General features: G+C 43.7%; 19 protein-coding genes. 11 read left to right on the forward strand and 8 right to left on the reverse strand.

The window, feature by feature from the left end; all coding sequences use genetic code 11:
• Nucleotides 1–2: 2 nt before the first annotated feature.
• The gene (gene mltF / locus A3774_RS12070) at nt 3–1,481 is read right to left on the reverse strand and encodes a membrane-bound lytic murein transglycosylase MltF (protein WP_067867731.1); all 1,479 of its coding nucleotides are present in this window, start codon (nt 1,479–1,481) and stop codon (nt 3–5) included.
• Nucleotides 1,482–1,589: 108 nt separating this feature from the next.
• Between mltF and purL the strand changes: the two genes are divergently transcribed.
• Nucleotides 1,590–5,492: a phosphoribosylformylglycinamidine synthase gene (gene purL, locus A3774_RS12075; RefSeq protein ID WP_067867734.1), complete on the forward strand. Its 3,903-nt coding sequence runs from the start codon at nt 1,590–1,592 to the stop codon at nt 5,490–5,492.
• Nucleotides 5,493–5,570: 78 nt separating this feature from the next.
• Here the strand turns inward: purL and A3774_RS12080 are convergent, their stop codons facing one another.
• The 4 genes from A3774_RS12080 to A3774_RS12095 form a co-directional block, all read right to left on the reverse strand.
• Nucleotides 5,571–6,005, reverse strand: a complete 435-nt coding sequence (locus A3774_RS12080; RefSeq protein ID WP_067867737.1) for a DsrE family protein — start codon at nt 6,003–6,005, stop codon at nt 5,571–5,573.
• Between the two features lie 83 nt (nt 6,006–6,088).
• Entirely contained in the window at nt 6,089–6,694 is a 606-nt protein-coding gene (locus A3774_RS12085) for an OmpA family protein (protein ID WP_067867740.1), read from the reverse strand.
• Nucleotides 6,695–6,936: 242 nt separating this feature from the next.
• On the reverse strand, nt 6,937–7,236 hold the full coding sequence (locus A3774_RS12090) for a YciI family protein (protein WP_067867744.1): 300 nt from the start codon (nt 7,234–7,236) through the stop codon (nt 6,937–6,939).
• A gap of 10 nt (nt 7,237–7,246) precedes the next feature.
• Entirely contained in the window at nt 7,247–7,801 is a 555-nt protein-coding gene (locus A3774_RS12095) for a septation protein A (RefSeq protein WP_067867749.1), read from the reverse strand.
• Between the two features lie 71 nt (nt 7,802–7,872).
• Between A3774_RS12095 and A3774_RS12100 the strand changes: the two genes are divergently transcribed.
• The 4 genes from A3774_RS12100 to rluB all read left to right on the forward strand — a co-directional run bounded on the left by A3774_RS12100 (nt 7,873) and on the right by rluB (nt 10,882).
• The gene (locus A3774_RS12100; protein WP_067867753.1) at nt 7,873–8,709 is read left to right on the forward strand and encodes a PHP domain-containing protein; all 837 of its coding nucleotides are present in this window, start codon (nt 7,873–7,875) and stop codon (nt 8,707–8,709) included.
• A gap of 82 nt (nt 8,710–8,791) precedes the next feature.
• Nucleotides 8,792–9,412 (forward strand): L-threonylcarbamoyladenylate synthase, encoded by a 621-nt coding sequence (locus A3774_RS12105; RefSeq protein WP_067867756.1) that lies wholly within the window; start codon nt 8,792–8,794, stop codon nt 9,410–9,412.
• A gap of 83 nt (nt 9,413–9,495) precedes the next feature.
• Nucleotides 9,496–9,888: an H-NS histone family protein gene (locus A3774_RS12110; protein WP_067867760.1), complete on the forward strand. Its 393-nt coding sequence runs from the start codon at nt 9,496–9,498 to the stop codon at nt 9,886–9,888.
• A gap of 163 nt (nt 9,889–10,051) precedes the next feature.
• Nucleotides 10,052–10,882: a 23S rRNA pseudouridine(2605) synthase RluB gene (rluB, locus tag A3774_RS12115; protein WP_067867763.1), complete on the forward strand. Its 831-nt coding sequence runs from the start codon at nt 10,052–10,054 to the stop codon at nt 10,880–10,882.
• A gap of 66 nt (nt 10,883–10,948) precedes the next feature.
• Here rluB and A3774_RS12120 read toward each other — a convergent pair whose 3' ends face one another.
• The 3 genes from A3774_RS12120 to ubiG are packed head-to-tail and all read right to left on the reverse strand — an operon-like array spanning nt 10,949 to nt 13,130.
• On the reverse strand, nt 10,949–11,689 hold the full coding sequence (locus tag A3774_RS12120) for a YciK family oxidoreductase (RefSeq protein WP_067867766.1): 741 nt from the start codon (nt 11,687–11,689) through the stop codon (nt 10,949–10,951).
• 16 nt (nt 11,690–11,705) lie between these two features.
• Nucleotides 11,706–12,389, reverse strand: a complete 684-nt coding sequence (locus A3774_RS12125) for an HAD-IA family hydrolase (RefSeq protein ID WP_067867768.1) — start codon at nt 12,387–12,389, stop codon at nt 11,706–11,708.
• A 15-nt stretch (nt 12,390–12,404) separates the two neighbouring features.
• Entirely contained in the window at nt 12,405–13,130 is a 726-nt protein-coding gene (ubiG, locus tag A3774_RS12130; protein WP_067867771.1) for a bifunctional 2-polyprenyl-6-hydroxyphenol methylase/3-demethylubiquinol 3-O-methyltransferase UbiG, read from the reverse strand.
• Nucleotides 13,131–13,335: 205 nt separating this feature from the next.
• Between ubiG and gyrA the strand changes: the two genes are divergently transcribed.
• From gyrA to cmk, 6 genes are all read left to right on the forward strand, one after another.
• Nucleotides 13,336–15,963, forward strand: coding sequence for a DNA gyrase subunit A (gene gyrA, locus A3774_RS12135; RefSeq protein WP_067867774.1), 2,628 nt, complete (start codon nt 13,336–13,338; stop codon nt 15,961–15,963).
• A 103-nt stretch (nt 15,964–16,066) separates the two neighbouring features.
• A complete protein-coding gene (gene serC / locus A3774_RS12140) occupies nt 16,067–17,149 on the forward strand; it encodes a 3-phosphoserine/phosphohydroxythreonine transaminase (RefSeq protein ID WP_067867777.1) in 1,083 nt (360 codons plus the stop codon).
• 26 nt (nt 17,150–17,175) lie between these two features.
• The gene (gene pheA / locus A3774_RS12145; RefSeq protein ID WP_067867780.1) at nt 17,176–18,267 is read left to right on the forward strand and encodes a prephenate dehydratase; all 1,092 of its coding nucleotides are present in this window, start codon (nt 17,176–17,178) and stop codon (nt 18,265–18,267) included.
• Nucleotides 18,268–18,311: 44 nt separating this feature from the next.
• Nucleotides 18,312–19,415, forward strand: a complete 1,104-nt coding sequence (hisC, locus tag A3774_RS12150) for a histidinol-phosphate transaminase (RefSeq protein WP_067867783.1) — start codon at nt 18,312–18,314, stop codon at nt 19,413–19,415.
• On the forward strand, nt 19,412–21,628 hold the full coding sequence (locus A3774_RS12155) for a bifunctional prephenate dehydrogenase/3-phosphoshikimate 1-carboxyvinyltransferase (RefSeq protein WP_067867786.1): 2,217 nt from the start codon (nt 19,412–19,414) through the stop codon (nt 21,626–21,628). Before hisC ends, A3774_RS12155 begins: the two co-directional genes overlap by 4 nt.
• Nucleotides 21,628–22,314: a (d)CMP kinase gene (cmk, locus tag A3774_RS12160; RefSeq protein ID WP_067867789.1), complete on the forward strand. Its 687-nt coding sequence runs from the start codon at nt 21,628–21,630 to the stop codon at nt 22,312–22,314. The genes A3774_RS12155 and cmk overlap by 1 nt, the downstream gene beginning before the upstream one ends.
• The last annotated feature ends 4 nt before the right edge of the window (nt 22,315–22,318 follow it).

A 22,318-nucleotide genomic window follows, 5' to 3' on the forward strand; every position in this document is an offset into this window, starting at 1 on the left:
CGCTATAGTGAAGGTAAAATATCTTCCACGACAGTCGCTTCATCCCAGCTTGGATGGTTTGGATCCATATCCGCTTCTTCGCTTTGACGTTTAGCTTGACGAACTTGGATTTCCCAACGTAAGAGCTTCATATATTTTCTTATATTACTGACGTAATGAACCGGCTCATAACCACGTGCATAACCATAACGCACAGTGTTAAAGTATTTTTCTTTTGTTAAGAGCGGTAGGTGTTGTTTCACATCGTCCCACTTGTCGGGATCTAGACCTGCGCGACTAGTTAAAATACGTGCGTCTTCCAAATGTCCATAACCAACATTATAGCCTGCTAGAGCAAACCAAGTATGGTCCGGCTGTTTGATTCTTTCGGGGATTTTATCCATCACGCTGACGAGATAGTGAGCACCACCAATAATGCTTTGTTGAGGGTCGGTGCGATCGGTCACATCGACTTCAGCAGCCGCATCATGAGTTAACATCATGATTCCTTTAACGCCTGTAGGGGATACCGCATCTGGATTCCAGTGGGACTCTTGATAGGCAATAGCGGCGAGTAGCTGCCAATCAATATCAGTTTCTTGCTCAGCCATATAGAAATATTGTTCAATTTTGGGGAAACGTTCTTCCATATCCTCTTTAAAGGAAGCTGTATCGTAGAAATTTAGAGGATTGAAACGATTAAAATATTTCTTTTTGAGCTTTTTGATTAATTCCTGTGTGGAATCAAGGGCCATAAAGCGATTAACTGAGCTTTTAAGACTTTGATCATTGTGAGGATTGAGTATCCACGCAAGATCTTGCGGTTCATTCAGATCAAACGCTTTGTTAAGTCCGGGAAAAAATGATTTCTGAGCATCAAATGTGATGCTGTCTACAACAGTATAGTCAATCTCTTTATTGTGTAACTTCTCAAGTAACTCAACGGCTGAGTGTTCACTGCTCTCTTTCCATTTGAGTGTAGGGTGTGTTGTTTGTAATCGTGCCAGAAGTTCTGCGTGACTGCTATTTTCCAGCACTAAGATTGTTTTCTCTCTAGTAACTAAGTCATTTAAGTCTTTGGGTGCCTTGATCCCTTTTGTTGTGCGGTAGACCACCGCAGCCGTAGTGGTGAGGAAGGGTGTTGAAAACTCGAATGCTTTTTCTCTATCATCGGTGATGGTCAGCATTGCGCCAGCAATATGCCCATTCCGAGCTTTCATGGTTGAAAAAATAGCGCTAAAACTCTCAGGTAAAATGAGTTCTAATTTTATACCTAGATGCTCTGCATAAGCTTTTGCTAAGTCATATTCGAAACCTGCGGGTTCCCCTTTTTCAATGAAATAAGTGCTAGGGGAGTTTCGGGTTACTAGTTTTAGACTACCCGATTCTATGATGGCACCCAGTTGTGTTTTGCTATTCCAGCTTAACAGTATTGGAATACAGAACATTATAAGAATCATTAGTGCCTGTGCGACATCTTTTTTACGACTAATATCAAACATACGGTTGCTTTTCTGGTATCCAGTGCACTGTTTCTGTAAAATTCAAAGCCTATTTTTCTCCTGTAACTACTGCCTAATATTGGCAGCTATCACGAGGCTCTATTAGAGATGCTGGCACTGCGCGGAGCACCTGCTCTTTCTGCTTTTCGTCATGAAAAGTTACTATCTGGTATTCAGTCAAAGGTTCCTGCCGTTACGGGCTTGTATGCTGAATTTATGCATTTTTTCGATCAGTCACAAGCTTTATCGGAAAATCAGCAGCAAGTACTTGAGCGTATTTTACGTTATGGACCTAAAGCGGAGGCTCAAGATCCTTCCGGTAAACTGTTTCTGGTAGTGCCCCGTCCAGGCACAATATCGCCTTGGTCATCTAAAGCTACTGACATTGCGCATAACTGTGGTTTAACCTCAGTTAAGCGTTTAGAGCGTGGTATTGCTTATTATGTTAGTACATCTTCAGACCTTTCGGACACTGATTTTGATTTAGTAAAATCAGAACTATTTGACCGAATGGTTGAAGCGGTTTTACCTAGTATAGATGATGCAGCCTCGTTATTTATAGAAGAGGCACCTAAGCCTTTAACGGTTGTCGATATTTTGTCGGGTGGTCGTGACGCTTTAGTTACAGCAAACGCTGAACTTGGCTTGGCATTGGCAGATGATGAAATTGATTATTTAGTTGATAGCTTTATAGAGCTCAAACGTAATCCAACCGATGTGGAGCTAATGATGTTTGCGCAAGCAAACTCAGAGCATTGCCGTCATAAAATTTTCAATGCCTCTTGGGATATCGATGGCGAAGCTCAAGATAAATCGTTGTTTGCGATGATTCGTAACACCAATGAGCTAGGTGGTGATAATGTATTGTCAGCTTATAAAGACAATGCGGCTGTTATGGCAGGTAGTAAAGCTGGGCGTTTTTTCCCAACGCCCGAAGGTAAGGAATACGCATATAATCAGGAAGATATTCAGATCCTGATGAAAGTCGAAACCCATAATCACCCCACAGCAATTGCACCTCACTCAGGCGCTGCAACAGGTTCTGGCGGTGAGATTCGTGATGAAGGTGCGACAGGTAAAGGCTCTAAACCTAAAGCAGGTTTGACAGGGTTTACAGTTTCCGATCTAAATATCCCAGGTTTTGAACAGCCTTGGGAATCAAAATACGGCAAACCTGACCGTATCGTTACACCACTCGATATTATGCTAGAAGGTCCTATAGGTGGAGCGGCATTTAATAACGAATTTGGTCGTCCAGCCTTAACCGGTTATTTCCGTACATTTGAGCAGAAAGTAAATGGTGCAGCGGGTGAAGAAGTCCGTGGTTACCATAAACCGATTATGATTGCCGGTGGCTTAGGTAATATTCGTGATAGCCATGTTGAAAAAGGCGAGATTCCTGTCGGCGCCAAGCTTATCTGCTTAGGTGGCCCCGCTATGCAAATTGGTTTAGGTGGCGGTGCGGCATCATCTATGTCTTCTGGAACTTCTTCTGCTGATTTAGATTTTGCATCGGTTCAACGAGATAACCCAGAATTAGAGCGCCGTTGTCAGGAAGTGATAGATCAATGCTGGCAGCAGGGTGATGAAAACCCGATCGCATTTATTCATGATGTAGGAGCCGGTGGTTTATCAAATGCGTTTCCTGAGCTGGTAAAAGACGGCAATCGTGGCGGTAAATTTGGATTACGTAATATTAATAATGATGAACCAGGCATGTCGCCATTGGCAATCTGGTGCAACGAAGCGCAAGAGCGTTATGTAATGGCGGTTGCTCCGAGTGACTTAGCTCGTTTCGAAGATATTTGTAAACGTGAGCGCTGCCCGTATGCCATTGTAGGTGAAGCGACAGAAGAGATGCACCTAACCTTAGGTGATACTCATTTTGAGAATAACCCAGTAGATCTGCCGATGAATGTTCTTTTTGGTAAGCCGCCAAAAATGCACCGTTCGGTTGAGCGTGTTGAGTATCAGGTGCCTGATTTTGATACCAGCGCGATTGATCTTAAAGAGGCTGCAGAACGGGTGATGAAACTACCTTCAGTCGCTTCTAAGTCATTCCTAATCACCATAGGAGATCGTTCGATTACGGGTCAAGTTGCTCGTGATCAAATGGTAGGCCCATGGCAGGTCCCTGTTGCTGATTGTGCAGTGACTACAGCATCGTTTGATACTTATGCGGGCGAAGCTATGGCAATGGGTGAGCGTACACCGCTTGCGCTAGTAGATTCTCCTGCGTCAGGCCGTATGTCGATTGGTGAAACGGTTACTAATATGGCCGCGGCTAGAATTGGTGAGCTTAAAGATATTAAGTTATCTGCAAACTGGATGTGTGCTGCGGGCCATCCTGGTGAAGATGAAAAGCTTTACGATACGGTGAAAGCGGTAGGTATGGAGTTATGCCCAGCCTTGGGGATGACTATTCCTGTTGGTAAAGACTCTATGTCTATGCGTACAGTATGGAATGATGAGGGCGAAGATAAATCAGTGACAGCGCCTATGTCATTAGTGATAACTGGTTTTGCGCCTGTGCTTGATGTGCGCAAAACGTTGACTCCTCAATTACGTACTGATAAAGGTGAGACAGACCTTATTTTGCTCGATTTGGGCGAAGGTCAAAACCGTATTGGTTTGTCTGCCTTAGCTCAAGTTTATAATGAAGTGGGTCAAAAGGTTCCTGATGTAGAGCAGCCTGAACTGCTAGTTGCATTTTTTGCAGCGATTCAAGAGTTGAGTGAACAAGGCTTACTACTGGCTTACCATGATCGCTCTGATGGTGGTTTATTTGCCACAGTGGCAGAGATGGCGTTTGCAGGTCGAACAGGTCTCGATATTAACCTTGATATGTTAGCTGCTGAGAAGAGTGAGCTGGCAGCCGCGCTATTCTCTGAAGAGTTGGGTGCAGTTGTTCAGGTTAAACGCGATGATCTTGATGTTGTATTGACTGAATTGAATGCGGCGGGTCTAGGTGATGTTACTCAAGTGATCGGTTCTCTTAATTTGGATGATGAATTGCGCTTCCATTTCGATGAGGAAGAGATTTATTCTGAACGTCGTATCCAGTTACAGCACTGGTGGGCAGAGACCTCTTACAAGATCCAGTCATTACGTGATAACTCGGAATGTGCGCAACAAGAGTTTGACAGTATTAATGATAAAGAAAACCCAGGTTTGCATACCTCATTAACATTTGATCAAAATGAAGATGTAGCCGCACCCTTTATTAATACAGGCACTCGTCCACAGATGGCTATTATCCGTGAGCAAGGAGTGAATGGTCAGATAGAGATGGCTGCTGCATTTGATAAAGCAGGTTTTGCTGCGATAGATGTGCATATGAGCGATATTTTGTCGGGTCGCGTTGCATTGGATCAGTTTAAGGGTTTAGTGGCTTGTGGCGGCTTCTCTTATGGTGATGTGCTAGGCGCTGGTGAAGGTTGGGCGAAATCGATTTTGTTCAATGAGCGAGCCCGTGAACAGTTCCAGACGTTCTTTGCCAGAGAAGATACCTTCTCGTTAGGTATCTGTAATGGTTGTCAGATGCTTTCTAACTTACATGAATTGATTCCAGGTTCTGATTTGTGGCCGCATTTTGTGCGTAATGTGTCGGAACAGTTTGAAGCACGTGTTGCTATGGTTGAAGTTCAAGAATCGGATTCTATCTTCCTACAGGGAATGGCTGGTTCTCGTATGCCGATCGCGATCGCTCATGGGGAAGGACGTGCTGAGTTTAAAGATGCTAATCATTTAGCTGGCTTGCAGAGCTCGAATGCTGTTGCGCTACGTTATGTGGATAACTATGGTCAGCAAACAGAAGCTTATCCAGCGAATCCAAATGGTTCTCCAGCAGGTATTACTGGTGTGACGACGACTGATGGTCGTGTAACTATTATGATGCCACATCCGGAGCGTGTGTTCCGTACAGTCACAAATAGTTGGGCGCCTGATGAATGGGCTGAAGATGGTGCGTGGATGCGTATGTTCCGAAATGCACGAGTGTGGGTCGGGTAGGTCTTAACGGTATTATTAAAAAGGTGGCGATGTGCCACCTTTTTTTGTGGCTGTAATCAATTGGAAATAATTTGTTCGCTAAGGACGAACGTAAAAATAGCCCTGTTGCTGCAAATGTACGATTTCAGGTAAGCCTGCTTGCACAACATCTTCAGCTTCAACTTCATACAGATCTTCTCGGGTAACATTGAAACCGTCTAGGCTGTTGCGACAAATAATGAACTGAACATCACTTAAACGTAAAGAATCTAGAGCTATCTGTTTTGCGTCATCCTGGCTGGCTTCAATAAAATATTTAATGGCTGGGCCATGAATAACTGCTTTAACGGTGATGTGCTCTTCGCCTAGCTGGTTTATATGATTCGCGATATTAGAAAAGGTCGCAGAGATACGTTTCGGATCATCGTAATTTATATGATAAACGACTTTTTGATCGGCATACTCTTCAGCAGAAAAGGAATAGCAGCTGATAAGTAAAAAGAAGAAAGGAATAGCGTTTGTTAGTATTTTCATGATCAGCCTTATATTTATTGTTATAAAAAAGGCACCTTTTTAAAAGGTGCCTTTTTAGCAACAAAGTACGCTGACTTTACCGCTTATTTTGTACCAGAAATCTCAACTTCTACACGACGGTTAGCGCGTAGGCAGTCTACAACGTTAGTGCCACGTAGGCCTTCACATGATTTAGCTGGAGCATTTTCGCCCATGTAACCAGTGCTGATAGCAGAAGCGCTTACGCCGCCTGCTTGTAGTGCTTCAGAAACTGCGTTTACACGCTTCTGAGAAAGCGCATCGTTATATGCACTTGCACCGATACGGTCAGCATGACCAACAAGTTTCACGCTAGTTACTTCTTTAAGAGAGTTAACATAGCTAGAAATATCGCTTACGTCGCCAGGGTTAGAGCTATCAAAGTCAAAATACACAATGTGTTTCTCAACAGTGCTCATTAACTTAGGTGCTGGAGCTGGAGCTGGAGCTGGAGCCGGAGCTTCTGCTATTGGGGCTTTGTAGCCTTCACAACCTTCGATTGCATCAGACTCTTCCCAGAAACCGTGGCGCCAGCATCCGCCAGTACCTGTTTTCCATACTGTAGATGTTTTTGATTCATCCCAGTAGCCTGCGTTCTCTGGGTGAGCTTGAGCACCTGTTGCTAGGCCCATAGCGAGTACTAAGCCAGAAGCGATTGCGAATTTTTTCATTTTAGCTGTCCTTGAAATACGATTTGGATTCTGTAGTTAGGAATAATAAGAAATAATCTAGTTATTACAACTCTTCCTACCTTAACCTAGGATAAATAGCAGAAAAATAGTCATATTTTTGGACTAATTGCTTACTTATACACTCATAAGGCAACACTTAACTAAGTCTACTTTTTCTACTTGTAGATAAACTCTTAGTCTTTAGTTCATAGTTGTAACTAAGATTATAGCGCTCTTATGTACTAGGGTAGTACTTTTTTATACGGCTTAACAGTAACTTTTTTGTAAACACCTGCTGTAATGTAAGGATCTTCGTCCGCCCATTGTTGTGCGTCAGCTAATGATGGAAACTCAGCAACGACTAAACTGCCTGTAAAACCCGCAGAACCGGGGTCTTCGCTATCGATAGCTGGATGAGGGCCCGCGATAAGTAATCGGCCCTCTTCGTTTAAATCTTTTAGTCGTAGTATATGCTCAGGACGTGCCGCAAGACGGTCTTCTAAGCTATTTTCTTTGTCTTCTGAAATAATGGCGTAATACACAAGTACTTCCTTAGTTATTTGAATCGTTGCTTTCTGTATTATCAATATGGCGTGAAAGGTAGACACCTTGAGCAATGATAAAAATCACAGTGAGACCTAGCATGCCAAATAGTTTAAAATTGACCCAAGTCTCCTCGCTGAAAGAGTAGGCGACAAAAAGGTTGAGTGCACCCATTGCTAGGAAAAAAACAACCCAAGCAATATTGAGTGTGCGCCAAGCAAAATGTGGTAAGGATAGGTTGCTTCCCATTAGGCGCTCTATAATCGTTTTGCTTCCGATAAATTGGCTACCAAGGAATGCTAAGCCAAACAACCAATTTACGACGGTTGGTTTCCATTGAATAAAAGTTTTATCTTGAAAAATAACAGTGGCACCACCAAGGATCACGACCAAGGCTAAAGTTACCAACTGCATTTTTTCAATCTTATGTGTGCGAATCCATGTATATAGCATCTGTAAAAGCGTTGCCGGTATCAGGATCGCTGTTGCTAAAATTATGTCATTAGTCGTTTTATATACGATAAAAAAGATAATGATTGGTAAAAAATCTAATAAAAGCTTCATAGCAGCCTTGATCTAGTTAGTTAAAGTTGGATTATAAGGTTGCTGGAGCTTTATATAAACAGTGAATAAATATGGAATTGCCTAAATACGATTTACATTGCCATACAACCGCGTCTGATGGGGCTCTTGAACCGCTGGTTTTATTGGAGCGTGCTAAGCAGAAGCAGATACAGATTTTAGCGATTACTGATCATGATACGCTGGCGGGGATTCGTCAGTTTACTGATCAAGATCTGGAAGGTATTCAATTGATTCCAGGTGTTGAGTTGACGTGTGCTTGGAATCAAAGAGTTTTGCATATTGTCGGTTTAGGGTTGAATGTCGACTCTGAAGAGCTTCAGGGCTATCTATCCAATCTTGCTGAGCTTAGATTAGCACGGGCAAGAAAGGTGGCAGATCAACTAATCTCAATGGGTCTTCCCGATCTTTATCAGGCGGCTAAAGAGAAAGGTGGCGATGGTGTTATTGGTCGTCCGCATTTTGCTCAAGTCATGTTTGAACAAGGTCTAGTGAGTTCTGAACAGCAAGCGTTTAAAAAATATTTGGGTGTAGGTAAAAAAGGCGATGTTAAAATGGAGTGGCCTTCGCTTACGGAAGCTTTAGCCGTTATTAAAAATGCGGGAGGTGTTTCAATCTTAGCTCACCCAACTAAATATAAAATGACATTTACAAAACTGCGTGGTGCGATTAATGATTTCACTGATGCGGGGGGGGATGGAATTGAGGTCTCATATCCGGGTATGACACCAGATCATCATTTTCAGTTACTTCGAATCGCTAAAGAAAAAAATATGATGATTTCTGCCGGCAGTGATTTTCACTCTCCTAATCATACTTGGACCGATTTAGGGAAATACCCACCCTTAAAAAGTGACGAGAATCATGTATTGAATTATTTGTTAAATTAACTAGGCTCGCTAGGTGCGTAAGTTTATATAGATAAGTTATAATATAAAAAATATTATTATTGAATGATTAGCTAGGTAAATTGTGAGTCAGTTTTTTCAAATCCATCCTGAAAATCCTCAATCGCGTTTGATAAATCAGGCCGTTGAGATTATCAAAAAAGGTGGGGTTGTTATTTACCCTACAGATTGTGCTTATGCTTTAGGTTGTCATCTTGGTGATAAAAAAGCATTAGAGCGTATTAAAAGAATACGTCAGTTGGATGATAAACATAATTTCACATTGGTGTGTCGTGATTTAAGTGAAATTAGTACCTATGCAAAAGTAGAAAATACTAATTATCGATTATTAAAATCTCATACGCCGGGTGCTTTTACTTTTATTCTAAAAGCAACGTCGGAAGTACCAAGACGTCTTCTACATCCAAAAAGAAGAACTATTGGTATTCGAGTACCGGATAATCCTATTACTTTGGCGCTGACTGAAGCTTTAGGTGAGCCTATTATGAGTACATCGTTAATTATGCCAGGCGATGAAATGCCGCTAATGGATCCTTATGAAATGCGCCAGCTGCTTCAAAATCAGGTGGATCTTATTATAGACGGTGGCTATTGTGGTTTAGAGGCGACAAGTGTTGTTAATTTAGTTGAAGATGTTCCGGAGGTTATTCGACAAGCGGCTGGTGATACGAGTAGCTTCTCATAAATAAAATATTACTCTTAATACTTGATTAATTATTATCTATAAAGATAATTACTCTGTGTTATTTAATTCGATGAGTAGTAGAGATGTCTGATTTTTTAAAAATATTAACGCGTAAAAATTCTCTTCGTAAGCAGTGTCAGGAATTAAGTGTTGCTGAACTAGAAAAAGTAATTTCAGATTTAACTGTTATTGCTGATGATCGTCGTGAAGAAGAAGCAGCGATTCAGGCAGCTGAGCAGGAAAAACTTGAGAAAATTGAAGCAATTCGCCAAAGCATGTTAGATGCGGGTGTGGATATGAATGATCTTATGGGTATGATTGGTGATGTTGCGGCACCGAAAAAGAAGGTTCAACCAAAATATCGTGTTGTAGATGATGCAGGTGTTGAACATGAATGGTCTGGGCGAGGTCGTACACCATTGGCTTTTCAGGCTTATTTTGAAAAAGGATTTACTAAAGACGATTGCTTAATTTAATTATCTTGCGATGGTCTTTGTAATTAAGAGCCCTTTCCTCTGCTGAAAGGGCTTTTTTGTTAGTTATTCTTTCTGTTTTTTATTATAAATAATTACTTTTATTTTAAAATGCATATTTGTAATGCTGTTTGTAAGTATTTAAATAAATTCTTAGGTGCGTCATATGTCAGATGAAAAAATACATAAAGTTTTGGCGCGCTCCGGTATAGGCTCACGTCGTGAGATGGAGCGTTGGATTAAAGACGGGCGAATATCCGTTAATAATCAAGTTGCTACTTTGGGAGATCGCATTGCTGAAGGTGATGTGGTGTCTGTAGATGGAACAATTGTTAACCTTATTTTTGATAAGCAGGCTGAGCGCAGGGTGTTGGTATATAACAAGCCTGTGGGGGAGATCTGCACGCGACATGATCCTGAAGGTCGTCCGACAGTGTTTGATCACCTACCGCCTCTTAAGGAGGGGCGTTGGATCGCTATTGGTCGTTTAGATATCAATACCTCCGGTCTTCTGTTATTTACGACAGATGGTGAATTAGCGAATGCGCTAATGCATCCCTCAGCTCAAATTGATCGTGAATATGCTGTACGTGTTTTGGGAAGTGTTGATGATGCTCTTTTAAAGCGCTTAACTGATGGTGTTTTGCTGGAAGATGGAATGGCGCGTTTTACTGATGTGCAGTTCTTTGATGGTGAAGGGGCTAACAAGTGGTACCACTGCGTGGTTATGGAAGGTAAGAACCGCGAAGTACGTCGCCTTTGGGAGTCGCAAGAGGTTCAAGTTAGTCGCTTGAAGCGTGTGCGTTTTGGGCCGATTTTTCTGCCGAGTGATGTTAGAGCTGGAACGTGGAAAATGATGGAAGATAAAGAGGTTAAGTCTTTATCTCAGATGTTAGAGTTGAAACCAAGACGTGGCGCTAAGATGTCCGTGGTGGAAAAACAGAAATTTGACCGACGTTATAAGAAGCAGCGTGCAAGAAGACAAGAAGGCGATTAACTTTAATTAGCTTATTCTTATACTATAAAAAAGCAGCCTAAGCTGCTTTTCTTATAGCTACTGTAATCATTGAGCATCAAGCGATTGGCCATTTACTTCAATGCTGTCTGCACCCATTAGGTATAAATATAAAGGCATAATCTCTTCGGGTGATTTAACGGTGGAAGGGTTTTCTGCAGGGTAGGCATCTGCGCGCATTTGAGTGCGTGTTGCTCCAGGATTAATGCAGTTTGTCCTGATTTTACTTACCGCTTCTAATTCATCGGCTAATGTTTGCATTAAGCCCTCTGTGGCAAACTTTGATATACCATAGGCGCCCCAGTAAGCTTTGGCTTTTCTGCCAACGCTAGATGATGTGAATACAATGGATGCATTATCTGATTGCTCTAGGAGAGGCATCAATATTTGCGTCATCATAAAGGGTGCATTTAGATTGACTTGCATAACTTGTTGCCAGATCACGGGGTCGTAGCTTTCGATAGGCGTACGTACACCTAATAAGCTTGCATTGTGGAGTATGCCATCAAGGCGGCCAAACTCCTGTACTAGCGTGTTGGTAAGTTCAATGTAGTCATGTTCTTGTGCACTTTCTAGATTGAGGGGTACTAAAGCGGGTTGAGGGTGTCCTGCGGCTTCGATCTCATCATACACCTGCTCAAGCTTTTCCAGTGTGCGGCCCAGTAAAATCACTGTTGCGCCATGCGCTGCAAATGTTTTTGCTGCAACACGGCCGATGCCTGCACCGGCGCCTGTTACCAAAATAATACGGTCTTGTAGGAGGTTATCCGGTGCTTGGTACTCAAACATAGTTTTGATCCTAATATTAGCTGTCTAAATCAATATAGATTGATTGTAGCAGGGGCTTGAGTTTAGTTGCACAGGAAATGTAGTGATCAGCTTGCCATTTATAAGGATCTTCGTCCGCATTAAGGTAGCCATAAGTGGCACCAATCGTTGTCATCCCTGCACGATTTCCCGCTTCAATATCGCGTATATGATCGCCAACGTAAATACTGCTCTCTGCGGGACAGTTGATTTCACTGCAGGCGAGGAATAGCGCTTCTGGGTCAGGTTTCTTGTTTTTTACATGATCGGGGCAGATTACAGTGCTTGCCCGTTTTGATAACCCAAGTCCCTGCATAAGGGGGGTGGTATAGAGCTCAGGTTTGTTGGTGACAATGCCCCAAGGTATGTTTTTTTCCTCTAGCCATGTCAGACATTCATCAAGGCCGTCGAATAACTGGCTATCTGTATCTAAGTGGTTTAGATAAATTTCCAGCATTCGTTGGTGTAGATGATCAAATACGTGGTCATCTGTATCTAAATTAAATGCCGCCCCAACCATCGCTCGTGCGCCGTTAGAGACGTAATGCCTTATATAGTCATAGCTGACGGGATCTTTGTTCTCTTCGCGTAGGAGTTGATTGATTACCCAATGAAAGTCCGGGGCTGTATCAATTAAAGTGCCATCAAGATCGAATAGAACGGATGCCGGTCGTGTGCTCATATATGTAGAAGGCTCTTAGGCTGGCTTAGTGGTTGCAATCATATAGTTTACATCCACATCGGTTGGATGAAGGCTGTATGTTTTTGTTAGAGGGTTGTAGGTCATGCCGCACATCTCTGTGCTTTGCAGGCCGCTTTCCCTAATCCATGAGCCTAGTTCTGATGGGCGAATAAACTTCTTGAAGTCATGGGTTCCATCAGGCACTAGTTTTAATAGTTTTTCTGCCCCTAGAATCGCAAATAGATAACTTTTTGGATTGCGATTAAGTGTGGAGAAGAAAAGTGTACCACCGGGTTTGCAGAGTATTGCGCAGGCGTTAACGATGGAGGAAGGGTCTGGTACATGTTCGAGCATCTCCATGCAGGTCACAACGTCAAAAGATTCGGGCTGTTCTTCAGCGAGATCTTCAACAGTTATCTGCTTGTAGCTAACATCTACGCCACTCTCTAAACCATGTAGCTTAGCGATTTTTAGGGGGGCGGCTCCCATATCTATGCCTGTGACATGGGCACCTCGTTGTGCCATTGATTCGGATAGTATGCCGCCGCCGCAGCCCACATCTAATACTTTCTTCTCAGCAATTCGGGCTATACGGTCGATAAAACCAACCCGTAATGGGTTAATATCATGTAGCGGTTTGAATTCGCTGTTACGGTCCCACCATTTGTTTGCCAGTTCTTCGAACTTGGCAATCTCTTCAGGATCAATGTTTTGCTGAGACGTATTATTTGACTGAGTCATGGCATTCTTTCGTTCGTGAATTTTCCCTTATTCTAGCACTCCTCAAGGCTTCAGAAATAGTCAAAGCAATAAATGCTTAGGTTCTAATATTTAATTATATAACCTCTTATTTTTTCAGGATTCATTTGTGGAAAATATGATATACTCCTGCGGTTAAAAATATCCGCGGAAACCTTCCGTTGCGAGAGTGATTCAAGGATAGGGAATGGGCGATCAAGTCAAAGAAATTCTGCCAGTTAACATCGAAGATGAACTGAAGCAGTCATACCTAGATTACGCAATGAGCGTAATTGTAGGCCGTGCGTTACCAGACGCAAGAGACGGTCTTAAACCAGTGCACCGTCGTGTTCTATTTGCTATGAACGAACTCGGCAATGACTGGAATAAGGCATATAAAAAGTCAGCGCGTGTGGTCGGCGATGTAATCGGTAAATACCACCCCCATGGCGATAGTGCGGTTTACGATACTATCGTACGTATGGCGCAGAGCTTTTCTATGCGCTATCCCCTTGTGGATGGACAAGGTAACTTCGGTTCTATTGATGGCGATTCCGCTGCGGCGATGCGTTATACCGAAATCCGCATGGATAAAATAGCTCATGAGCTATTAGCTGACCTTGAAAAAGAAACCGTCGACTTTGTTGATAACTATGACGGTACCGAAAAAATTCCAGTCGTTGTGCCTACGCGTATCCCGAACCTGCTTGTTAATGGCTCATCGGGTATTGCTGTTGGTATGGCGACTAATATTCCACCGCATAACTTGTCGGAGGTTGTTCGTGGTTGTATCGCATTAATAGAAAATGGCGATTTAACAACCGATGAACTAATGGAATATATTCCTGGTCCCGATTTTCCTACGGGTGGCATCATTAATGGTCGTGCGGGCATTTTACAAGCTTATCGCACGGGGCGTGGACGCATATATGTCCGTGCTAAGTATCATGTTGAAGAAGATGAAAAGAACGGTAAGCCGTCTCTTATTATCACCGAGATCCCTTATCAGCTAAACAAAGCGCGTTTGATCGAAAAAATAGCTGAGTTAGTAAAAGAGAAGAGGATCGAAGGGATTACTGAGCTGCGTGACGAGTCTGATAAAGATGGTATGCGTATTGTTATTGAATTACGACGTAGTGAAGTACCTGAAGTCGTTATTAATAACTTGTTTGCTCAGACTCAAATGGAGTCGGTGTTTGGTATCAATATGGTGGCCTTGGTTGATGGTCAACCGCGTATATTGGATCTTAAAACAGCGCTTGAATGCTTTGTGCGTCATCGCCGTGAGGTGGTTACACGTCGTACGGTTTACCTACTAAGAAAAGCCCGTGAACGCGGTCATTTGTTAGAAGGTTTGGCCGTTGCATTGGCGAATATCGATCCGGTTATTGAATTGATCAAGAAATCACCTACACCGGCAGAAGCTAAAGAGGCGTTAATTTCAGCGGCTTGGGCGCCGGGTGATGTTATTCAGATGCTTGAGCGCGCAGGCGAAGATGCTTGCCGCCCAGATGACTTGGAAGAGCAGTATGGCTTGCGTGATGGGCATTATCATTTGTCACCAGCTCAAGCACAGGCAATTCTAGAGCTACGTCTACACCGTTTGACCGGTTTAGAGCATGATAAGCTGATTGCTGAATATAAAGAATTACTAGATAAAATCGCTGAATTGCTACTTATCTTGGGCTCTCATGAGCGTTTGATGGAAGTGATTCGTGAAGAGCTAGAGGCTGTACTTGAAGAATATGGCGATGAGCGTCGTACTGAGATTACCGCTTCACGTAAAGATCTAACTATTGCTGATCTAATCACTGAAGAAGATATGGTTGTGACTATATCCCATGGTGGTTATGCGAAAACTCAGCCATTGACTGATTACCAGTCACAGCGCCGTGGTGGTAAAGGTAAATCAGCTGCAGCTATTAAAGATGAAGATTTTATCGAACATCTATTGATAGCAAACACTCATGACACCATTCTTTGCTTTACCGACCGTGGCAAAGTGTATTGGTTGCGTGTTTTTGAGATTCCAGTTGCTAGTCGTACCGCTCGTGGCCGCCCAATTGTGAATATATTGCCATTGGATGAAGGTGAACGTGTAAGTACGATCTTGCCGGTAGGCGCTTATGACGAAGATAAATTTATCTTTATGGCGACAGCCTCCGGCACGGTTAAGAAAACAGCACTGACTAATTTCGCACGTCCTCGTTCAAGCGGTCTAATCGCTTTAGATCTGTTAGATGACGATCATCTAATCGGTGCAGCGATCACTGACGGTTCCAATGACATCATGTTAATGACAAGTGCGGGCAAGAGTATGCGCTTTAATGAAGATGATGTTCGTCCTATGGGCCGTACGGCGCGTGGTGTACGTGGTGTAAGAATGGGCGATGGCGTTGAAGTTATCTCGTTAATTATTCCACAGGAAGGTGGCAAGATACTGACGGCTTCAGAAAACGGCTTTGGTAAGAAGACAGCGATAGATGACTTCCCAGTGAAAGGTCGTGGTGGTCAAGGCGTGATTGCGCAGCAGTGTTCTGATCGTAACGGTCAGTTGGCAGGTGCAGTTCAAGTCTTTGCTGGTGACGATGTGATGTTGATCAGTGATCGCGGTACTTTGGTACGTACCGGTGGTGATGGAATATCTGAGCTAGGACGAAACACTCAAGGGGTTACATTGATCCGTGTAAATACGGATGAGCGACTTGTGAGTGTTGCACGTATAGAAGAACCGAATGAGGAAGAGCTCAGCGAAGGGGAGGTTTCTGACGAATCGCCAGATAGCCCAGCTGATCTACAGCCGGATGCGGAAAATCACTCAGATGATAGTGAGTAATTTATCCAATCAAGTGCGGCTTTAAGTCGCACTTTTTATATAGCACCCTTTTTGTTGCGCCTATTAATAGCAGCAAGAAATATTGGTATAAGAGAAACGATCGATGACGCGCAAGTTTAATTTCAGTGCAGGACCTGCAGGTTTACCCGAAGAAGTGCTAGCACAAGCACAGCAAGAGTTGTTGGATTGGCACGGCAAGGGACTCTCTATTATGGAGATGAGTCACCGCAGCGACGAGTTTGTATCGGTGGCGGAACAAGCGGAGCAAGATCTGCGTGATCTTATGGGTATTAGTTCTGCATACAAAGTGTTATTTCTGCAAGGTGGCGCGACGTCACAATTCTCAATGATTCCGATGAATTTATTGAGAGGCAAAAGCAGCGCCGATTATATCAATACCGGTATCTGGTCGAAAAAAGCGATTAAAGAAGCGGCGCGTTACTGTGATGTTTCTATCGCAGCTAGCAGTGAAGGAAACGGTAATGTTGCCGTTCCTACCCAAGCAGAGCTTAATCTTAATCCTGAAGCGGCTTACCTTCACTACACGCCAAATGAAACTATTGGTGGGTTGGAGTATGACTATATTCCGGAATCTGGCGATGTTCCCCTTGTTGCTGACCTATCTTCAACAATCTTATCCCGTCAATTAGATGTAGATAAGTTTGGTTTGATCTATGCCGGTGCACAGAAAAATATCGGCCCTGCTGGTTTGACGGTTGTTATTGTTCGAGAAGATCTTCTCGGTGAGGTAGTTGCGGGTACGCCTACCATGTTCGATTACAAAGTACATGCGGATGCTGATTCCATGTGCAATACACCGCCAACCTTTGGTTGGTACCTTGCCGGTTTGGTCTTTAAATGGCTTAAAGAGCAAGGTGGTGTTGCTGCGATTGAAAAAGCAAACCAGCGTAAGCAAGCTAAATTATATGCGGCTATTGATGGAAGCGATTTTTATGCTAACCCGATGGCTGTCGCTAACCGCTCATGGATGAATGTACCTTTTACGTTAGCGGATGATGGCTTAGATGCACTGTTTTTAGCACAAGCAGAAGAAGCGGGTTTATTAAACCTTAAAGGTCATCGTTCTGTGGGTGGTATGCGTGCAAGTATTTATAACGCAGTACCTGAAGCCGCCGTCGACGCGCTTATTAGCTTTATGCAACAGTTTGAAAAACAACACGCCTAAGATCATCACAGAATAAGTAGAAGAGTATGAGCGAACAGGAAAAAGAGCTACGCATCCTTCGTGACCAAATTGACAGCATTGATGGGCAACTCCATGAGTTACTTAACAATCGTGCTCGTTGTGCGCAACGTGTTGCGGAAGTTAAGCAAAAATATCAGGGGGATGTGAGTCCTGTTTTCTATCGTCCTGAACGTGAAGCCCAAGTGTTGCGCGCGGTGATGGAGCGTAATGAAGGCCCTTTGGCTGATAAAGAGGTTGCGCGGCTATTTCGTGAAATTATGTCGGTATGTCTTGCATTGGAAGAACCGATGCGGGTCGCATTTCTCGGACCTGAAGGTACATTTACGCAGCTTGCGGCCATGAAACACTTTGGCCATTCTGCACGTAACCTTCCCATGCAGTCACTGAAAGATGTTTTCCGCGAAGTTCAGTCAGGTGCTGCTCATTATGGTGTTGTACCGATTGAAAACTCAACGGAAGGTGTTGTTAGCCATACTTTAGATCTGTTTAAGCAGTTTGATCTTAAAATTTGTGGTGAAGTTGAAGTGCCCGTTCATCTTCATCTGTTGCTAAATCGCGGCGACAGTCTTGATGGAATCAAAAAGATTTACTCCCATCAGCAATCTTTAGCCCAGAGCCGGTGTTGGCTAGATGTACGCTACCCAGATATTGAAAAAATTGCGGTGAGCTCTAATGCCGAAGCAGCGCGTTTAGCTGCTAACGAAGGTAAGGGAGCCGCCGCTATTGCCGGAGACATGGCCGCAGATCTTTATGATTTAGAGTCCGCGGTTAAAAATATTGAAGATCAAATAGATAACTCTACACGCTTCCTGATTATCGGCGATCAATATGTTGGTCCTAGCGGCGATGACAAAACATCGATACTGATCTCGGTGCCTGATACGCCGGGGGCGTTATATCAGCTGCTGGAGCCTTTTCACCGTTATGGTGTGAGTTTGACGCGCGTAGAAACGCGCTCGGCCTCTAAAAACTCTTTGTTTTATATAGACTTTATCGGCCATAGTGCAGATCCCGTTGTACAGAATGCTTTGCAAGCTCTAATAGAAACCAGCATCGAACTTAAAGTACTAGGGTCTTATCCCAGTGCAGTGCTTTAGCGAGTTATGATGAGTCAATATATGATGTTTTTGGTCGATATATTATGAGTTGCGATTTTATCTCCTTGGCCTGCCCAAGTGTGCAGGATCTTGTACCTTATCAACCAGGCAAACCAGCTGAAGAACTCGAACGTGAACTGGGTTTGATTGATGTAATTAAGCTGGCAAGTAATGAAAATCCGATGGGGCCGTCACCGCGTGTAATTGATGCGATTAAGCAACACCTGCCAGATATTTCTCTCTACCCTGATGGCGGGGGTTATAGATTAAAAAAAGCACTTTCAGAAAAATTTTCTGTCCCAGTAGAAAAGCTGACTTTAGGTAATGGTTCCAATGACGTTATAGACCTAATTGGCCGTGCTTACCTCAATGTAGGCGATGAAGTTATTTATTCTGAATTTAGTTTTGTTGCTTATTCTATTGTAGCGCAAGCCGTTGGAGCGACTGCGGTTATAACGCCAGCTAAAGATTGGGGTCATGATCTAGACGCTATGCTGGCAGCTATTAGTGATCGAACGCGGATGATTTTTATTGCGAATCCTAATAACCCTACAGGGACATGGGTGACGCGCGCACAGTTGAACGCATTTTTAGATCAAGTGCCAGAGCATGTTTTAGTTGTACTGGATGAAGCTTATACAGAATATGTTGATCAAGCTGAATTCCCTAATGGATTATTGCTAATTGATGCTTATCCCAATTTAATTGTAACGCGCACCTTCTCTAAAGCTTATGGTTTAGCGGGATTACGAGTGGGCTTTGCGGTTTCTAATGGCTCAGTTGCTAATGTTTTAAGTCGAGTTCGCCAACCTTTTAATGTAAATAGTTTGGCGCTGGTGGCTGCCGAAGCTGCTTTAATGGATGATGCTTATATCGAACAAGGTGTGGCCCTAAATAAACAGGGAATGGCATTGTATGAAAAAGAATTAACAGCCTTGGGGCTTAGTTATATTCCTTCTGTAGGTAACTTTATCACCGTGGATTTTACGGTTGATGCTCAGCCTATCTATCAGGCTATGTTAGCGGAGGGCGTCATCGTTAGACCGATTGCCAGTTATACAATGCCTCAGCATCTACGTATCAGTATAGGTTTGCAGGAAGAAAATGAGCGCTGTTTAAATGTGCTAAATCGAGTAATGAACCCTTGAGTATAAGTATTAATAAAACCTTAGTTATCGGTTTAGGTTTGATCGGTGGATCTTTAGCAAAAGTGCTGAGAGCAAACCGTCAATGTGGCCAAGTCATTGGTTACGACCGTGACGATGCTGAAGTAAAAATAGGCATAGAGACCGGCGTAATTGATGTAGCAGCGGAAAGTTTAGCTGATGCTGCATCACAAGCTGATTTAATTATATTGGCCGTCCCTGTTAAAGCGATGGAAAAAGTGCTGGTGGATATAGCACCTTTTATTGCAGAAGATACATTAATAACGGATGTAGGTAGCACTAAAGGTAATGTGGTTGCTGCTGCAAACCGAGTGTTTACTAAAATGCCTGTAGGCTTTGTGCCTGGACATCCGATCGCAGGATCTGAGAAAAGCGGCGTGAAAGCAGCCGATGAAACACTTTTTATAAATCACAAAGTTATTCTTACACCTTTAGCAGAATCTTCATCTAAGGCTGTTACCCTGCTGACTCAAATGTGGGAATCCACAGGAGCTGAGGTGTTGGTGATGGATGTTGATAAACATGATGAAGTGTTAGCGGCAACCAGTCACCTTCCGCATATGCTAGCGTTTTCATTAGTGGATACGTTAGCGCAAGAACAAGATAACAATACAGATATATTTCGTTACGCTGCAGGCGGTTTTCGCGATTTTACCCGTATAGCGGGTAGCGACCCAACCATGTGGCACGATATCTGTTTGGCAAATAAACATGCTTTGCTTGCTCAGTTAGACCGGTATACGGTGGGTTTAGCAAAGTTGAGGGCTGCAATAGAGTGCGGTGACAGCGAATCAATGCTGGGCACCTTTACTCGAGCAAGAGCAGCGAGAGAACATTTTTCTAAAATCCTTTCGGGTACAGCATATTCACAGCATATGAGTAATCTACAAGTAACCTTTCGCGCCCAGCCTGGCGGTAGCGTAAATGGAAAAATTAGAGTTCCAGGTGACAAGTCCATCTCCCATCGATCTATTATGTTGGGTTCTTTAGCTGATGGTGTAACGAAAGTCAGTGGTTTCTTAGAGGGTGAGGATAGTCTTGCGACCCTTCAAGCCTTCCGCGACATGGGGGTTGTTATTGAAGGCCCTGATGAAGGTAAGGTAACCATCTACGGGGTGGGGATTAATGGTTTGCAGGCACCTCCAGGGCCGTTGTATGTAGGTAACTCCGGTACCTCTATGCGATTGTTGTCCGGCCTTTTAGCTGCACAAGCATTTGATACGGAACTGAGTGGTGATGAGTCATTGACTAAGCGCCCTATGGGACGTGTGGCTGATCCTCTGCGTTTAATGGGGGCTGAGATTGAAACGGCAGAAAATGGCCGTCCACCGCTTAAAATTAAAGGCGGTAAAGCACTCAAAGGTATTCATTATGATATGCCAATGGCGAGTGCTCAGGTTAAGTCGTGTCTGTTGTTGGCGGGTATCTATGCTGAAGGTGAAACGTCAGTTACTGAGCCTGCGCCTACGCGCGATCATACTGAGCGTATGTTGACTGGTTTCGGTTATTCCGTCGAGCAGGGCGGTTCAACGGTTAAAGTTAAACCCGGCGGGCATTTACAGGCAACTCATATTGACGTGCCTGCAGACATCTCTTCAGCAACCTTCTTCTTAGTTGCTGCGGCGATCTGTCCGGATTCGGATCTGACGATAGCGCATGTAGGTATCAATCCAACCCGTATCGGTATCATCAATATATTGCGTTTGATGGGGGCGGATTTAACGTTATTGAATGAGCGAGAAGTGGGCGGAGAGCCTGTCGCTGATATTAGGGTACGTTATGCACCTCTTAAGGGGATTCATGTGCCTGAAGATCAAGTTCCGCTGGCAATTGATGAGTTTCCAGCGATCTTTATTGCTGCGGCTTGTGCGGAAGGCACAACGACAGTGACCGGTGCAGAAGAGCTTAGAGTGAAAGAGAGCGATCGTATTCAGGCCATGGTTGATGGTTTGAAAACCTTAGGTGCTGATATTGAAGGCACGCCTGATGGCGCCATTATCAAGGGTAGCAGCCTAGCTGGTGGTGTGGTTGAAAGCCATGACGACCATCGTATAGCTATGGCCTTTGCTGTGGCATCACTTAGAGCAACGGGTGAGATAAGGATTAATGATTGCGCCAATGTAGCGACTTCATTCCCAGGGTTTGTGGAGTTAGCGCAATCTGTGGGAATTAAGGTTGAAAAGGAGGAGGGGTGATGTCTCATCGACAAGTCCCTGTCATTACCGTTGATGGTCCAAGCGGATCAGGTAAAGGAACTATCTGCCAGCTATTGGCGCGAGAATTAGGTTGGGAGCTGCTGGATAGTGGTGCTCTTTATCGTTTGGTTGGTTTAGCTGCTCGTCATCATGGCGTTGAAGTTAATAATGAAGAAGCGTTAGTTGTATTAGCTGCGCATCTGGATGTTCAATTTATCGCACGAGATGATAATAGTGTACAGATTGTTTTAGAGGGTGAAGAGGTTACGGATGCGATTCGTACTGAAGTGGTAGGTAAAGACGCTTCTATAATCGCAGCGATTCCCGCAGTACGTGATGCTTTATTGGAGCGGCAACGTGCTTTTGCTGAATTACCAGGCTTGATTGCTGATGGTCGAGATATGGGGACGGTTGTTTTCCCTGATGCAGCTTTGAAAATATATCTGGATGCCAGTGCCGAAGAGCGCGCGTCTCGCCGGTACAATCAGTTGATAAACAAAGGGCTCGATGCTAGTCTTCAAGCTATATTAGAGGATATTCAAGCACGAGATGATCGTGATATGAATCGTGCTGTTGCTCCTCTTAAGCCTGCGGCAGACGCTGTAATTCTGGATACGACGACAATGTCAATCGAGGAAGTTCTGGCCGCTGTAATGGATGATGCGAGGCATAAAGGGCTTCGCTAACGAT

The organism is Neptuniibacter marinus (assembly GCF_001597725.1).
In the GTDB taxonomy this organism is placed as follows: domain Bacteria; phylum Pseudomonadota; class Gammaproteobacteria; order Pseudomonadales; family Balneatricaceae; genus Neptuniibacter; species Neptuniibacter marinus.